Here is a 14,475-nt window from a genome sequence, read left to right as displayed (position 1 = left end):
CCTTCATTTCCTTACTAGCGTCCGTTGCTCCATTACCTCAATTAGAATATCTGCGATGGATTTCGCACTTGCAAAGAGAATTTGATATTTTGTATAGGGATCAATATAGGTTCCCAATCCGTCGCTTAACATGACACCTAATTTATCATTATCAAAAATTTTGCTGGTCATTAAGATATCATTTTGACTAAATTGTTTGTAGCGATCTAATATTTGACAGGTAGAATGAACCAAGGGTCGTAACATTTTTTCATGATGGGGATGCATATCAAAAGCGATTTTTTCATTGAGAACAAAATCAATTCCATCTTCCTTGTTTTCAAATTGAAATAAAAATATCATAGTATGCAACTCCTTAAAAGGGCATCCAGCCCATTTCCTAATCTAGTATGTAGTAAGAGTCGAGATAGCATTTTTATAGATTAATTGTTGTTTACCATTCACCATAAGTAGCACCGTGAAACGATCAATACCGATTACTTGACCAGAAATTCGAAACCCATTTTTAAAGATAATAATCACGTTTTCTTTTTTCTGCTTTAATTGTTCATAGTACTCATCTTGTGAATTTTGCCTTGTTATTCTCATCCTCCTTTACATAATGGTACCACATTTTAGACAAAGTGATTTTTTATGTATACATTTCTTCGAATCGTTATCCAAAAGATACGGTGTATGATCCATTAGAACGAAGGAATAATTCCCAATTTTAATGTATTCTAGGTTTTTGGTGTTTGGTATTTTTATAAACAATCCGGTATGTGAAATTATAAGTGTATGCGTTAGCTATTTCAACTTTCCTGTAAATCCGCCTACTTTGTGATATCATTCCCTTATAATAAATTAAATGAAAGGACGGAACAAATATATGGAGAATCAACCAAATTGGCAACCTATCCAAAACCTGCCTATCATTGCAAATCTAATCGATGGTCAATCCTCAGATGCTAAAGAACAATATATAAATCTTTTAGAAGCCCGCAACAAACCTCATGTGTTGAATGATGCAATCATACAGCGCACCATCCATGTTTACACAGAACAACGTGAATTTGCATGGATATTTGAAGAACAGCTTTCCAAATGGAAAAAGGAAGAGCGTTTAACACCTATCGAGCAAAGTGAAATTGAACGCCTTCAAGGACAAGTGCAACAGTTACACCATACTTTAAACGATATTTTAGCTCTAACAGAAAAATTAAAAGAGGGAACCTATGAAAAAGTAATGGCAAAAAGCGACTCGCAACTTGGAGTGGAATCTTTGCAAAAGATTAAACGATCCGATTATTAAGAAAAAATGCTTACACGAAAATGGATTCTGCAAGCAAAACCTTATTTCTCCTTTTCGAAGGAATAGGCAAAAACAACCAAAATGAGAATTTGTACATTTCTAGTAAAAACGTTATAATAGCAACCTAAAATGAATCATTGCCTGGAGGTATACATATGAACAAAACAGAACTTATCAAAAAAGTTGCTGAACAAGCATCCTTATCACAAAAAGATGCTTCTGCATCTGTACAAGCTGTCATGGATCAAATCACACAATCTCTTCAAAACGGAGAATCTGTACAATTAATTGGATTCGGTACATTTGAAGTGCGTGAACGTTCTGCACGTACAGGACGCAACCCTCAAACGGGAGAAGAAATGCATATCCCTGGAGGTAAAGTACCTGTATTTAAAGCGGGTAAAGGTCTAAAAGAGGCTGTAAAAGAAACTGTATGATACATAAATTTCAAAAAGAAGGAAGAACTAATTCTCCCTTCTTTTTATTAAATAACGCTTTTTTTATTTTATATATGTGACCATACCTTTTCTCGTTTTCTTCTCAATTTTTCCTTTTCAATTTCTTCTTCTGTAGCAAGACGGCATTTTTCGATTGCTTCTATATCTCCTGTATCACCGCAATCATCACGTAAAAATGCTAAACCATTAAAATCATAAACTTCTAATATCCTAAATACTGATTGAATTTCTTCATGTATTACCCAATCATGTATTTTAAATCTAATCTCAATAGAATCTAAATCTACATAATCAGAAATTCCTTCATAATAAGGTGTTTCTGCTGTAACCTTTCCATTTTTATGAAGTGTACCTTGATAGATTCTTCCTTTTAGAAAAATTTTTCTTAAATGCCCCCAATCCTCCCAATAAATATCCTTTTTCGCTTCAAAAACAATATTTTTATCCATCACATTCCCTCGTTTCTATATAAAATTCAAATTGTAATACGATAACGCTTTTGCTAATATTTCTGTTGTCTGTAGGGGTACAGCCGAGATACGTGTAAAAATAGGTCATAGCCTTACTTTTATTTCCAACTACAACCTATTTCTTTTATAGGGGTCACACGATCAAAAAAAGAAAATTGTACGTTAAGGAATATTTTTACATTAATAAACGTTAGATGAACCAAAATACGGATTATATCCACTGATTGTTCTTACAAACCTTATAGTTATTGCTATTAAAATTGACTAACCAGAACCAATTGGTCCTCTGTCTTTTCCTCTGTTTTTCTTTTTTAATTTTTAATTTTGATAAGTGTTATTGATAGTCTACAAACGCTTAATTACCAAGGAGACAAAAATTATCAATAGAGTGTACCCTATTGATAATTTAAAACTAATAAAAATGAAAAATATCAAGCTATTCATATAATCCAAAACTTAATTAGAAAACGAGTATTTCTACCCATCCTCTCGAAAATTAAAAGTTTGATTCATTTGAAAATAAGTTTAAATAAAAGTATTACAGGTATTGAAATGAAATACAGAATTACGATAACTAAAAGAATCTTTTTTTTGTAAGTCTTATCAGTAGAATCTATCGTGAAAATAGCTCCTAAAATCGAAAATAACATAACAGCTAATAGAACAATTGGTTGAAGCTTAACCAGACTATTTAGAAGGTATAAAATAAAACAAGAAAAAGAAATGACCACTAAAAATAAAGAAACATTATTTGATTTAAACATGCTATTAAACCCCTTTCTCAAAAAATAATTGTGTTTTTTTCTGATAATTGTTATTATTTGTATTGTTATAAAAATTACATTTATTGGAGGATGCACTATGAAAATTAGAAAAAATAAAATTATTGTTTCAGCTATTACTTTAGGTTTATTAACATCTATTACCCCAACAGGTGCTTTTGCAGAAACAAATGATTCGGTTATTTCAACTTCGTCTAGTAAAAATATACAACAAGTAGAACAACCTATTATAAAAATTTTAAAAGAAGATGACAATGAAAAGATAGTAGAGTCTAAAGACAGTAATATAGTTGTCACGTCTACATATGATAAAAAAATAAGGTATTAAATATAACAACAAAAAAGATCGCAGATAATTCTGTAACAACAGAAACTATCAATATACCAAATGCTAATGAATTTTATGCAAACGCAAATAAAAAAGCTAATTATGCAATGGAAGTTATAGACCGTGCTGTTTCTTTAGATGGAGCTTTTGAATATACCTATTATAAAGGAAATGTATGGGTAATTAAAATTCCATCTGTAGATTATGCTAAAAATCCACTTCAAACTAGTGAAAACAAAGCTGATTTAAACGGATTTAGAACCGCAGTTAATAACTTAATGACAAATGAAGTTTCGTTTTTATCTAAAGTTGGTGGAGAAATAGGGATAGCTTGTTTAACTTTATTAAGAACTCCAAATCCATGGACTGTAATTGCAGGAGCAGCAGGTGCAATAGGTCTTGCCGCTTGGGCTGTTCCTGACCTATACAAAGTATTTGTAGAAGCTGATAACGCTACTTATTACTTCCATCAAGTTAATTAAAATAAAAGACAGCTGTTTTTAGGCGCGACCAATCAAAGAAACCTTTAAAAACACAGAGTTGACAAATCTCTGTGTTTTTACTTTCCGGTCCATGACAACAACCCTGTTATTACCTCAATTTGGAATATTCATCTTAATCCTTCTTTTCGAGGGATGAGCAAAAAACATCCAAAAAACTCCTTAACGTACAATTTTCTTTTTTCGGTCGTGTGCCCCCTTATAGAGGTATTTCTTCTTCTATTGGATGAGGAATCTTTTGTAAGTCAATTACATAATCACCAAATCGTTTGATATGTCTAGTTATATAGGGACTTATCCTTTCTAAATCTTGGCGTGAAAAGCGATAACCCTCATTTTTTAGTTGCCATAAAATCGTTGTGATATCTACCACATTTTGAAAAATTACAGAATTAGTGATTAACTCATTGTATTTTATACGTTTTTCTTGTTCGATTGGATCATTTTCCGTAATAATACCATCGCCACCAAAGAACAGCCATTTCGAAAATCCATTATAGGCTTCGACTTTATTTGTACTAGCTGTAATTTGTTCACGCAGTTTCATATCTGAAATATACTGAAGAAGGAATATTGTCCGGATTACTCTTCCAAGTTCTTGAAATGCTTGATATAATCGATTTTTCTTGCTATTACTGCTTAATTTTCTAAGAAGTGTTGAAGGTAGTATTTTTCCCATTTTAATAGAAACAACTACTTGGAACAGGTCTTTCCAGTGAGTTTCAATCAACCTCCAATCAATTACATCTTTAAATAAGGGGTCTATATGTTTATACTGCGTATGTTTATCTGGACGGAAAAATTTTAAATCTTTCCAATTACGAATTCTAGGCATAAGTTGAATTCCTAATAGATAAGATAAGGCAAATACAGGGGTGGACTGTCCTTGTGTATCCGCATGAAGGGTATCTGGTTGAATATCAGATTTATTTTTTAATAATCCATCAATAATATAGATTGCTTCCCAAACACCGCAAGGAATAAAATGACTAAAAAGAGCAATATAATTATCCGCAACATGATGATAGGCCAAAGCTCCATACCCACCATAACGAATATGGTATTCTGATATTAAATTTTCTGTGTACATATCATGTTTTGTTCCATCAGCTGCAGCTATTTTCCCCGTTCCCCATAACTTTGGTAAACTAAATGTATGATATTGATTTAAAACATCCTGAAGTGCTGCATTTAATCTTGGAATATGAATATGTCTGCGATTCACAAAAGAAAGCATATGAGGTGTAATTGTATTACGCATATGTTTAGCTGTTTGTGTAGGACCTAAATTACATCCATATCCAAATGTAGTCACAATATAACGCTCCGTTGGATCTTCTAGTTTAGAATCTGAACCAGATAAAGGACCAAAATGTTTTGTCCAATGAGTCCAATGTTCTACATTACAAAGGATATCTAATACAGTTCTTTCAGGTAAGCGTTGTGTAATTTCTTTTTCCAACAATTTGCTACTTATTGACACCGTTTTTCGTACAAATCGTTTTAAAATTGGTTCCCCATCTTCTGTTATCATAACCTGGCCATTATTCGGATAATTTGAATCTACCGTATTCGCAACAGAAGTTAAGTTCTGTTTCAGTTGTTTAACAAATTGAGTAGGAGATGAAGGGAAGTTAAGTTCTTTACAATATTCTTTAACTAACAGTTCACATTCTTCCCAAGATAATAACTGTTTCCTATAATCGGCGTATTTTTCAGAGCCTTGTACACTCACATCACCCGTCTTTAATTCTGAAGCTAAATAGGAAAATATACAGATTTCAAGCCGTTTACGATACAATAAATTAGAACCTTTTCCAACTCGAAGAGTTTGTTTCCATTGCTCGTTAGCAAATGATAAATCAATACTAGTAGGAAGGTGTTCTACCCTTCGATTTTCATTTAGCAATAAAAATTGTAAAGCTTTTATGAGAGAATCATCCTGAGTTGTTGAATCTAATTTTAATAATGAAATCAATCGAAATAAGGTCTTTCTATGACTGTTATAAAACTTTTCTAGTAGAGGAAGATAGTTATTCCCGTTATAAGAAGAAAGGGAATAACTATCTTGTTGTAAAGAGTCTATGCCACCTCTTCTTTCGAATAATTCTGTTATTTCACTTCCTATTATATTCGTATCGTCATGCATATGAGTCGTATGTAAAACTTCACTCAATATAGAAATAAGATTTTCACTTATCGAGCGCTGTTTTTCTCGCAAAAGAGCTAATTCTTCTTTTCCCTTTTTATGTATCCTAGCAATCCTTTTTAAAAACATATCTATTAAGTGATCTCTTGTTATAATTTGCGAACGATAAATGACTGATAATAGGAGTGTATATCTTTTCGCCATAGTAAAATCCTTCATTTCCGATGCATCTAAAGCTAATGCTTCTAATGCGAAATTTTTGACTTTAGAATTTGGAACTTCTTTTAACAATTCCTCGATGTTTGACATAAACGATGTAATAAAATCTAATTTGTTTTGTAGCTCTTTCATGTGAGATATTGAGGGACTTTTAGGTAGTTCTTTAAAATAATTAAAACTGGAATGCTTGGTTTCTTGTGAAGTGCGTAATAGCTCATCCAGTTTATGTTTTTCTTGATTTGATAATCGGTTCATAACCGTATGGCACAATTGATTATTAACTAACGTGCGGACGCGACGAACAAGCCTATCCAAAGTGCTGAATGCTGGTAACTCATAATGTCCTTTAATTAATTCTTCAATGGCAACATTAATTAAATCTGGTGGGTGATCCATCACATAGGCAGCTTTATAAATAGCTTTTGTTGCTACATGTAAAGCATCTTTTCCAAATGTAGAGACTTGTAAATACTGACGGATTTCTTTTTGATGTCGATACATCACTTTTGAATTGAATTTAATCTCTACTTCATCAGGGATATGGAGACCGGATTGAATATGTTGCAACACAATCGGCGGGATCTCCTTAGGTCGTGGAAAATATCCTAACCGCTGAAAAGATTTCAACATAACTAAACAAATAAAAACGGAACTTTCTCCACGGGCTATACGATGTGCAAATATATTTTCTTCATGTGTAACCGTATAAATTGTTGCAAGTTCTTTCTTAGATATATTTTGTTTGAACCTGGGATATGCGGTACGCTCAATTGAAGTCACTGGTATTCCTCCTGATTAAAATTATCGCAATGGGATCGTTGATTCTTTCATCTTACGATAAAACATTTAAAATTGTCTATTATGGGTAGACTCTAATCATACATTGATGAGTTGTTGAAAACATTCAGTTTCAAACGTATGATTAGGGTGTATGATAATAGGTTAGAAAATGAGGTGAATTTTGAAAAATGAAAATTGCTTACGCTAGAGTTTCCACATTAGATCAAAATTTAAATAGACAGATAGAAACTTTAAAAGAATTTGGAGCGGAAAAAATATTTACAGAACAAAAATCTGGAGCATCTGTTCATAATAGAGAAATGTTTCAGGAGGCGCTACAATTTGTTCGAAGTGGAGATACCTTTATGGTAGAAGCAATTGATAGACTTGGACGTAATTATGATGAAATTATCCAGACTGTTAATTACTTAAAGAAAAGGGAAGTAAAATTAATTATTACTAGCTTACCTATCATGGCAGAAGCAATTGGAAATTCTTTATTAGACAAATTTATTAAAGATTTAATCGTTCAAATTTTAGCTATGATTGCGGAACAAGAACGAACAGAAACGAAAAGAAGGCAAGCACAGGGAATTTCGATTGCTAAACAGAAAGGTGTTTATAAAGGAAGACCAACCCTCTACTCTTCGAAAGCAAAAGATCCACAAAAGAGGTTGGTATATAATCGGGTGGTTGAAATGTTAAACAATGGCGAAGCCATTTCTCATATTGCAAAAGAAAACGGCATAACAAGGCAAACGGTCTATAGAATAAAGCATGCTATGCCTAGCTAGAGTTGGTATATGATTGTTTAAATCTGGTTCTTATTTGTCATGTAAGCAAATTCTCACGTGACAAATAAGAATTAATTTTATACATAATAAAATCGGATTTCAAATGGGATTGGAAATAAAAGTAAGTCTATGACCTATTTTTACACGTATCTCGGCTGTACCCCTCTGTACACATTGTTACCTAGCTCTTCAAAGCAACATCCTTTTTCAACCATTTCGTTATAACATTCTTCACAACAAGCCCATTCTTCTTCACATAAATACCCACCAGCGATACATGTTTTTGCCTCATTAGATATTATTCCACAATTACTACATCGAGGTTCTCCTCTATCTTCCTCTCTGACTATTTGACCATTATGTGTTGTAATGGTTGCAAACATGAACGCACTTCCTTTTCTAATAAAATTCAAATTGTATTAAAATTCCGTTAACTCTCCCATTAAAATGGTAAATCGTCGTCCGAAATATCAATTGGTTGACCCGAATTAGAGAATGGATCATCATTCTTTTTAAATCCAGAATTACTAGATTGATTAAATGAGTTCGAACCTTGATTACCAAAACCAGCACCTACTGGTTGTTGATTAAATGAATCACGTTCTCCTCCACCACTATTACGTGGCTCTAAAAATTGTACGCTCTCTGCAACTACTTCAGTAACATATACGCGCTTCCCGTCTTGCCCCTCATAATTACGTGTCTGAAGACGACCATCTACACCAGCTAAACTGCCTTTCTTTAGATAGTTTGCTGCATTCTCAGCTTGCTTTCGCCACACAACAATATTTAGAAAGTCAGCCCCCTCCCCAAAAACTCTATTAACAGCTAGCGTAAACGTTGCCACCGCAACGCCATTTGGCGTGTAACGCAAATCAGGATCCTTCGTAAGACGACCAACTAAAATTGTACGATTTAAAGACATATGTTCATTTCCTCCCTTAATTCATTTTATTTTTTAGGTTCACCAAACCATTCATACATAGCTTGCTGGCTAATAATCCATTCCTTTCGCTTTCCTTTTGGATGTAAAAAGTATTTGATTAAGCCTTCATCTAACATCCGTTGTAAGTCTGCTACTTTCTTGTCAGTCATACCTGAAGGGCTAATTTTGTGCTTCAGCGTTTCACGAGGAATCCCCCAATAAAATGAAGCTTCAGCTGGTGTCATGTACTTTTCGATCTCTTTCATGAATATCTCCTTTGTTGCTTTCTTTTTATGCTATACTGTTAGTGAAGCGAATGTACTAGATTCCTTCACCGTACGATACTCATTCAAATGCCCTTTGTTTGCTTTTTGCAACAGAGGGTTTTTATTTTTGATACTTAAATCTTGATTCTAAAATAGCCAAACGAATGAGTTTAACTTTAATTTCCTTACTCAAAGATAACCACTCTGGCGTATTGATTTTCATCATTGATCCCCACTTTTCTCTACATCATTTTGATTACTATCATATTTTTTTCTAACTCATTGACCTGCAAATGATATGGTGTACCTGTTGCTTCTAAAGCATTGCAAAACATTTGGTAGTACTTAAAATTACTAAGATCGAAACCAATTTGACCTTTTGTAAGGAAATGCCTTAAGTCTTGAATCACTTCAACTGACCTCTTTTTCATTGTAATCACTCCTTATCACTTCCGCTCTTATAAGGTCATTTTAACTCATTCTATCCGCCCTTGCAAGGTCTATATGTTAAAATTTCTGAATTTTTATTTTTATCGCGGAAGAATAAGTGAAAATTCTTATGAATTAACAAGAAATACTTTAAAACATCATTTGAGGTACCTAAAACATTTCAAATAAGATTTTTACTCAACGGATACCTATTGCATTAGTGGTAATGATAAAATTCGTTATATGGGAATCTGAGGAACAGTTTTTTATAAGAACTTCTTTTTTTGAATAAAATTAAAAATGAGCTGAATAAAGTGCTTTCAGCTCATTTATTGACTGCTTCCGTATGCGTACAAGAAGGAAATTGAGAACAACCAAAAAACTTATTATCATTTTTCTTTGAATATCGAATGACTAATTGATTTTTACAAACCGGACATTTCCGTTCCGCTGGATTGACTTGTTCATACACATCTTTCGCTTTTTGTTCTGGATTCACTTTGTTAATCAAATTCTGAAGCTCAAAACGATCCATGAGTTTCACCTGGCATACTTTTGCTAGTTCTTCAGCTTGTTTTGTAAATACACTATTGGTTACAATCCATGCCTCGTCAGCCTTGTAATATGCTTTCCCTGCATACACTTCTTGCACAGCCCGAATCCCTACTCGGTTCTTTATCCCATACCGTTTCGCCTGGATTACAATACGATTTTTTCCTTTTAAAATGACATCCACGCCGTAGTCACAAGAGCGTTTTGTGACCTCTGGGCGGTATCCAAGCTCTCGAAAAAGGGCTTTTAAATATACCTCAAATTGAAATCCATCCATTTTGTCGATGTAATGAATCCCCGACTTCGCCATCCTCTTCAGAATTCGAATTTCACGTATTTTTCCAACACTCCATTTTAAGATATGAAAGATAATATAAAGACTCATTCCATACAAGAAAATCTGTAATATACCTGGCATTGGTAATGTATTAGACACTTCGCTCCATCTCCTTTTTCGGTATTGTTTTCCTTTGCTGTGGTTGTGTTTGTTTATGAAGCTGTTGCTGTTTTTCTGTTGATTGTATGACTGCCTTTAGTACATCATTCCAATCTTTCTCCTGGGATGGAAGATGCATTTGGACACGTGGTGTAATTGTCAAAGCTCCTATCTTTTCCGTAAATTCTTTCCCGGCTTTATCATTATCTACTGCGAGGACAATTCGATTCACGGGAAATCCTTCATCTTTGGCTTCTTTAAATGTACGTAAAACCGTCTTCATTTTCAGCCCATTCATACTGACTAGCCTTGCATTTTGAAGACGGTTTTGTTGTAACGTCCAATAGGAAAGAAGATCGATCGGGCTCTCAAAATAATAAATGGATGTTGGTTTCCCAACATCCACTGTAAATCCTGTATGCGGTTTTCCGTTCGGTAAGATTTGTTTGAAAGAGCCTCGCTTATTCTCCATCTTAACCGTTCCTTGTCGTTCTGCACCTACTATATCTCCTGTTCCTCCTTGTTCTCGCCATTTAAACACGACATTCTTCTTTTTATCTTGCGCGATGAGGTCCTGCCCAATTAACCAATTGACTAATCGGGAATCAATTTTCCGCTCCTGAGTTAAATACTGCTTAATTGCTTGTTTATCTTGGGCTTCTAAATGTCCTGGATATCGAAATGGCTCATCTTGTTTCGGCTCGTCTTCCTTAGAAGATGTAAAGGTTGGATAATCGCCAAGATTCACATCACGGACAGCTTCTTGAAAAGACATACCATAGTACATTTTCGCAAAACTAATGGCTCCATATCCTTTCTCTCCTCGGCTATTCCATGCATACATATTGTCGCGAATTAATAAGCTATCGTGCTCCGTATGTCGGTAATAGTTTCCCTCTTTTTGAAATTTTTCCCCTTTGGACTCTAAATACGACAACAAATCCACATCTTTTGCTTTCATGACTTCCTCCTCTGCCAGTCGATATGTCATGTTGGCACCTCCCCTTGTTGTGAATGATTTCAAGTATAAAAAAAGAGAACTGTTTGTATCAGTTCTCTACATTATTTACCGAATAAAAATTTCAATCGCTTCTCTTGTGTACTGTAAGATAGCCGAGCATCAAATTTCTTACCCGTATTTTTAGCCTCAAATCCCTTGATTTGATCGGTCATATTCTTTTCTAATAGTTTGATCACATGGTTATTACTAATTTTCTTTCCAGACACAACTCCTGGAATAATGAATTCACAAGTCTTTTTATATTGTTCACATAAGTAATTTGATTTCCCTACAATGACTCGGCTCTTACACAGTGGACATTTCCCTAGTGTACGATCTTCAAGTGTTGGAAAGCGGAACTTTAGTCCTTCCTTATCCAAATAAAGTGCCGCTGTAAACTCACCTTTTTCTCCTTTAAATCCTGGAATGAAGTCAGAACATTGTCCCTTCAGTATCTTTTTCATTTGAGAAGGAGGAATCGCTTTTTCTTTGATTTTAGCTGGCAACATGAACTTACAACCATTTTTATATTCTGTGCATCCAAAAAACGTTTTCCGGTGAAGGATATCCCCTTTTTTACATGTTGGGCACTTCCCTAGAGACAGCTCATCTGTCGTTGGAAACTGGAATTGTACTTTGCCTTCTCGGAACACTAAGTACGCTGAAAACTCTTTCTCACCGGATTTAAAGCCTTTTAACAAATCCGTTTTCTTACTTTCAAATAACTTTTTTATTTGTGCTTCAGGAATCGCTTTTTCTTTAATTTTCTTTGGCATACGGATCTCACACTCAGGATAGTTACTGCACCCATAGAAATTTCCTTTATGAAGGATTTCCCCCTTTTTACATGGGCAACGACATACTTCAATTTGTTGATTCCAATTCAAAATCATTTCATCCGCCACTTTTTCCTCTGTTTCCCCAAGTTTTACAACTGTATCTTTCACAAATGTATTCGTATTTTCCACAAACTCACCATATGGCATTTCTTTCTTTTCGATCATATGAATCATCCCTTCCATTTCAGCCGTATAAGCTGGATTTTTGATTTCATCTATCGGAAACTTCTCTACAAATGCACGACCAATTTTCGTAGTTCGAATTTGGCCATTGGTAACTGTAATGTAATTTCTCGTTGCCAGCTTAGGAATAAACGTCTCCTCTGTTGCGACTGTTCCAATCCGCTTTCCTTTCATTAACTCTTTTAAATGGTCGTCATCTAACTTGCGACCGGCGGTCTCCATAAACGTTAGAATGGAGCTTTCTGTATGAAATGGTGGTTTCTTTGTTTTGGATTGAATGAGGTCATGTTTTACGATTTGGAAGGAGTCCCCTTCATATAAAAAAGGGATTTGAAAGCTTTCCACAGACCCTTCTTCCATGTCCTCGTGAAATACGCTTAAAAATCCCTTCTCTTGAAGAACTTTCTCTTTTGTACTATATATATTTTCATCTTGATCCATGAATTGTGCTTCACGCACCAAATAAACAGCCGGTGACATAAAGTTCCCAATAAATCGCTTTACAATCAGATCATATAATTGAATTTCTAATGGTTTTCTATTGGTCCCGTCATATGGTTTGGTTGTCGGGATGATGGCAAAGTGACTATCTACAAGTTCATCGTTAAAAGTGGTATGTTTTTCTGTAATGGTAGACGCATCTACAAGTCGCACCAAATCAGCATAATTGGTAGACTCTAAGGCTTGGAATACTTCTTGTACTCTGCCTATCTTTTCCGTTGGCAAATGCCTAGACGACGAACGAGGATACGAAATCCAACCTTCTTCATATAAACTCTGAATATGCTTTTTAGCGGTTTCTGCACTTATTTTTAACTTCGCATGAGCCTCTTTATACAAATCCGTCAAGTTATATAACAATTTTGGTTTCTTTTTTCTGGTACTCTCTTTAAACTCCGTTACCGTTAATACTGTACCAGCTAATTTAGTACCAAGCTTTTGCAAAGGAGACGGATCTAATAATTGGTCTTCTGTCTTCATGATTGCCTCTAAGCCATTGTCTGTGATGAGTTTCAAATTATAGTAGGTTTGTTCTCTATAATTCTCTATTGCTACTTCACGTTGCCAAATCTCATGTAACAGGCACATTTGCACACGCCCCGTCGCTAATAAGAATTGGTTTTTAGCAAGTTTCGTTGTACACCCTCTCGTCACATTAATTCCGAGAAGATAGTCCAGGTATTGTCTTGCTTTTGCGGAGTTTGCAAGTCCGTCATAGTTTTCCCCTGGTTCTAATCGATTCAATCTAGCCTCTAACTCCGCCGGTTCGTAAGAAGCAAGAAATAAGCGAGATTGACGTTTATTTACGCCCGCATACTCATACATTTCGCGATAAATGAGCTCACCCTCTCTATCACAATCACAGGCGTTGACCACATGATCTACATCTTGTCGTTGTAACAGGTCTACTAAAATATTGATTTGTTCGATATAATCCGGCTTCACCTTATACTCTGGTTCTACTAAAATCGGTAAGTGCTCAAACTTAAACTCTTTGTATTTTTCATCCATTTCTTCTGGATGCTTCAGCTCTAATAAATGACCCGAACACCAACTAATAATATATTCCTGGTTTTCAAAGTATCCATAATACGGTTTACTACCCATATGTTTTTCTGCATTTCGAAAACGTGGTGATTTTAATAATTCGTATGCAACTTTTGGCTTTTCCGCAATAAATAATGTTTTTCCCACCATTTATTCCTCCTCATATATGTAATTTAATTTTGACGCTTCATTTTTCGTAGTTTGAATCGTTTTACCGCACATTGTCCCATCCATATGCAAACGTTCATTGTCACGATTACAAGTAACATACATACAGCCAGCAAATAACCAAGGATTCATGACATCTTTCTCCATTCCCATTCGTTCTGAAGAAAGACATACATTTGTTTTTTCTCTGACAGCGTTTCACGTACAATTCGAATTTTTTCTTTCGGTAAAGAAATGAAAATCAATTCTTCTGCATCCTTCGTTTCTGCCCAAACGCCTGTATAATCAATGTCTACAATCTCAACGATATTTACCATTATTCTCTCCCCTTTCGTTGTTAAAAAGAAGAAGAGCACTG

At 34.5% G+C, this 14,475-nt stretch carries 18 protein-coding genes; 5 read left to right on the top strand and 13 right to left on the bottom strand.

The window, feature by feature from the left end; translation table 11 throughout:
- Positions 1 to 3: 3 nt before the first annotated feature.
- Together DJ93_RS00500 and hfq are read right to left on the bottom strand one after the other, a co-directional pair.
- Entirely contained in the window at positions 4 to 342 is a 339-nt protein-coding gene (locus tag DJ93_RS00500; RefSeq protein ID WP_042978697.1) for a hypothetical protein, read from the bottom strand.
- A 42-nt stretch (positions 343 to 384) separates the two neighbouring features.
- The gene (hfq, locus tag DJ93_RS00495; RefSeq protein ID WP_042978696.1) at positions 385 to 588 is read right to left on the bottom strand and encodes an RNA chaperone Hfq; all 204 of its coding nucleotides are present in this window, start codon (positions 586 to 588) and stop codon (positions 385 to 387) included.
- Positions 589 to 868: 280 nt separating this feature from the next.
- On the opposite strand from hfq, the gene DJ93_RS00490 reads away from it, so the two are divergent.
- Positions 869 to 1,291: a hypothetical protein gene (locus DJ93_RS00490; protein WP_042978695.1), complete on the top strand. Its 423-nt coding sequence runs from the start codon at positions 869 to 871 to the stop codon at positions 1,289 to 1,291.
- 155 nt (positions 1,292 to 1,446) lie between these two features.
- The gene (locus DJ93_RS00485) at positions 1,447 to 1,728 is read left to right on the top strand and encodes an HU family DNA-binding protein (RefSeq protein WP_042978694.1); all 282 of its coding nucleotides are present in this window, start codon (positions 1,447 to 1,449) and stop codon (positions 1,726 to 1,728) included.
- A 68-nt stretch (positions 1,729 to 1,796) separates the two neighbouring features.
- Here DJ93_RS00485 and DJ93_RS00480 read toward each other — a convergent pair whose 3' ends face one another.
- A complete protein-coding gene (locus DJ93_RS00480; RefSeq protein WP_042978693.1) occupies positions 1,797 to 2,198 on the bottom strand; it encodes a hypothetical protein in 402 nt (133 codons plus the stop codon).
- Positions 2,199 to 3,080: 882 nt separating this feature from the next.
- Here DJ93_RS00480 and DJ93_RS33550 point away from each other — a divergent pair.
- Positions 3,081 to 3,329, top strand: a complete 249-nt coding sequence (locus tag DJ93_RS33550) for a hypothetical protein (protein ID WP_042978691.1) — start codon at positions 3,081 to 3,083, stop codon at positions 3,327 to 3,329.
- Between the two features lie 2 nt (positions 3,330 to 3,331).
- Positions 3,332 to 3,811, top strand: a complete 480-nt coding sequence (locus tag DJ93_RS33545; RefSeq protein WP_338151482.1) for a geobacillin-26 family protein — start codon at positions 3,332 to 3,334, stop codon at positions 3,809 to 3,811.
- 217 nt (positions 3,812 to 4,028) lie between these two features.
- On the opposite strand, the gene DJ93_RS00460 is transcribed toward DJ93_RS33545, so the two are convergent.
- Positions 4,029 to 6,977, bottom strand: coding sequence for a Tn3 family transposase (locus DJ93_RS00460; RefSeq protein WP_042978689.1), 2,949 nt, complete (start codon positions 6,975 to 6,977; stop codon positions 4,029 to 4,031).
- 188 nt (positions 6,978 to 7,165) lie between these two features.
- Between DJ93_RS00460 and DJ93_RS00455 the strand changes: the two genes are divergently transcribed.
- Positions 7,166 to 7,771: a recombinase family protein gene (locus tag DJ93_RS00455; protein ID WP_042978688.1), complete on the top strand. Its 606-nt coding sequence runs from the start codon at positions 7,166 to 7,168 to the stop codon at positions 7,769 to 7,771.
- Between the two features lie 140 nt (positions 7,772 to 7,911).
- Here the strand turns inward: DJ93_RS00455 and DJ93_RS00450 are convergent, their stop codons facing one another.
- The 9 genes from DJ93_RS00450 to DJ93_RS00415 all read right to left on the bottom strand — a co-directional run bounded on the left by DJ93_RS00450 (position 7,912) and on the right by DJ93_RS00415 (position 14,434).
- A complete protein-coding gene (locus tag DJ93_RS00450; protein ID WP_042978687.1) occupies positions 7,912 to 8,154 on the bottom strand; it encodes a hypothetical protein in 243 nt (80 codons plus the stop codon).
- 59 nt (positions 8,155 to 8,213) lie between these two features.
- On the bottom strand, positions 8,214 to 8,696 hold the full coding sequence (gene ssb, locus DJ93_RS00445; RefSeq protein ID WP_042978686.1) for a single-stranded DNA-binding protein: 483 nt from the start codon (positions 8,694 to 8,696) through the stop codon (positions 8,214 to 8,216).
- Between the two features lie 26 nt (positions 8,697 to 8,722).
- Entirely contained in the window at positions 8,723 to 8,962 is a 240-nt protein-coding gene (locus DJ93_RS00440; protein ID WP_042978685.1) for a helix-turn-helix domain-containing protein, read from the bottom strand.
- 242 nt (positions 8,963 to 9,204) lie between these two features.
- Positions 9,205 to 9,393 carry a hypothetical protein gene (locus tag DJ93_RS00435; protein WP_042978684.1) on the bottom strand — a complete coding sequence of 63 codons (189 nt, stop codon included), beginning with the start codon at positions 9,391 to 9,393 and terminating at the stop codon, positions 9,205 to 9,207.
- 323 nt (positions 9,394 to 9,716) lie between these two features.
- Positions 9,717 to 10,379: a restriction endonuclease gene (locus DJ93_RS00430; protein ID WP_042978683.1), complete on the bottom strand. Its 663-nt coding sequence runs from the start codon at positions 10,377 to 10,379 to the stop codon at positions 9,717 to 9,719.
- On the bottom strand, positions 10,372 to 11,370 hold the full coding sequence (locus DJ93_RS00425) for a DUF3991 and toprim domain-containing protein (RefSeq protein WP_042978682.1): 999 nt from the start codon (positions 11,368 to 11,370) through the stop codon (positions 10,372 to 10,374). Before DJ93_RS00425 ends, DJ93_RS00430 begins: the two co-directional genes overlap by 8 nt.
- 71 nt (positions 11,371 to 11,441) lie before the next feature.
- Positions 11,442 to 14,096, bottom strand: coding sequence for a type IA DNA topoisomerase (locus DJ93_RS00420; RefSeq protein WP_042978736.1), 2,655 nt, complete (start codon positions 14,094 to 14,096; stop codon positions 11,442 to 11,444).
- Positions 14,097 to 14,099: 3 nt separating this feature from the next.
- Positions 14,100 to 14,249: a hypothetical protein gene (locus DJ93_RS33020; RefSeq protein ID WP_181969246.1), complete on the bottom strand. Its 150-nt coding sequence runs from the start codon at positions 14,247 to 14,249 to the stop codon at positions 14,100 to 14,102.
- Positions 14,246 to 14,434 (bottom strand): hypothetical protein, encoded by a 189-nt coding sequence (locus DJ93_RS00415; protein ID WP_042978681.1) that lies wholly within the window; start codon positions 14,432 to 14,434, stop codon positions 14,246 to 14,248. The genes DJ93_RS33020 and DJ93_RS00415 overlap by 4 nt, the downstream gene beginning before the upstream one ends.
- Positions 14,435 to 14,475: the final 41 nt, after the last annotated feature.

Origin of the sequence: Bacillus clarus, assembly GCF_000746925.1 — a bacterium.
GTDB lineage: Bacteria > Bacillota > Bacilli > Bacillales > Bacillaceae_G > Bacillus_A > Bacillus_A clarus.
This window is presented reverse-complemented; position numbering and strand designations above follow the sequence as displayed.

Coding starts and splice junctions, on each gene's coding strand:
- DJ93_RS00500 (WP_042978697.1), bottom strand. CDS start 342: ATGATATTTTTATTTCAATTTGAAAACAAGGAAGATGGAATTGATTTT.
- hfq (WP_042978696.1), bottom strand. CDS start 588: ATGAGAATAACAAGGCAAAATTCACAAGATGAGTACTATGAACAATTA.
- DJ93_RS00490 (WP_042978695.1), top strand. CDS start 869: ATGGAGAATCAACCAAATTGGCAACCTATCCAAAACCTGCCTATCATT.
- DJ93_RS00485 (WP_042978694.1), top strand. CDS start 1,447: ATGAACAAAACAGAACTTATCAAAAAAGTTGCTGAACAAGCATCCTTA.
- DJ93_RS00480 (WP_042978693.1), bottom strand. CDS start 2,198: ATGGATAAAAATATTGTTTTTGAAGCGAAAAAGGATATTTATTGGGAG.
- DJ93_RS33550 (WP_042978691.1), top strand. CDS start 3,081: ATGAAAATTAGAAAAAATAAAATTATTGTTTCAGCTATTACTTTAGGT.
- DJ93_RS00455 (WP_042978688.1), top strand. CDS start 7,166: ATGAAAATTGCTTACGCTAGAGTTTCCACATTAGATCAAAATTTAAAT.
- DJ93_RS00450 (WP_042978687.1), bottom strand. CDS start 8,154: ATGTTTGCAACCATTACAACACATAATGGTCAAATAGTCAGAGAGGAA.
- ssb (WP_042978686.1), bottom strand. CDS start 8,696: ATGTCTTTAAATCGTACAATTTTAGTTGGTCGTCTTACGAAGGATCCT.
- DJ93_RS00440 (WP_042978685.1), bottom strand. CDS start 8,962: ATGAAAGAGATCGAAAAGTACATGACACCAGCTGAAGCTTCATTTTAT.
- DJ93_RS00435 (WP_042978684.1), bottom strand. CDS start 9,393: ATGAAAAAGAGGTCAGTTGAAGTGATTCAAGACTTAAGGCATTTCCTT.
- DJ93_RS00425 (WP_042978682.1), bottom strand. CDS start 11,370: ATGACATATCGACTGGCAGAGGAGGAAGTCATGAAAGCAAAAGATGTG.
- DJ93_RS33020 (WP_181969246.1), bottom strand. CDS start 14,249: ATGAATCCTTGGTTATTTGCTGGCTGTATGTATGTTACTTGTAATCGT.
- DJ93_RS00415 (WP_042978681.1), bottom strand. CDS start 14,434: ATGGTAAATATCGTTGAGATTGTAGACATTGATTATACAGGCGTTTGG.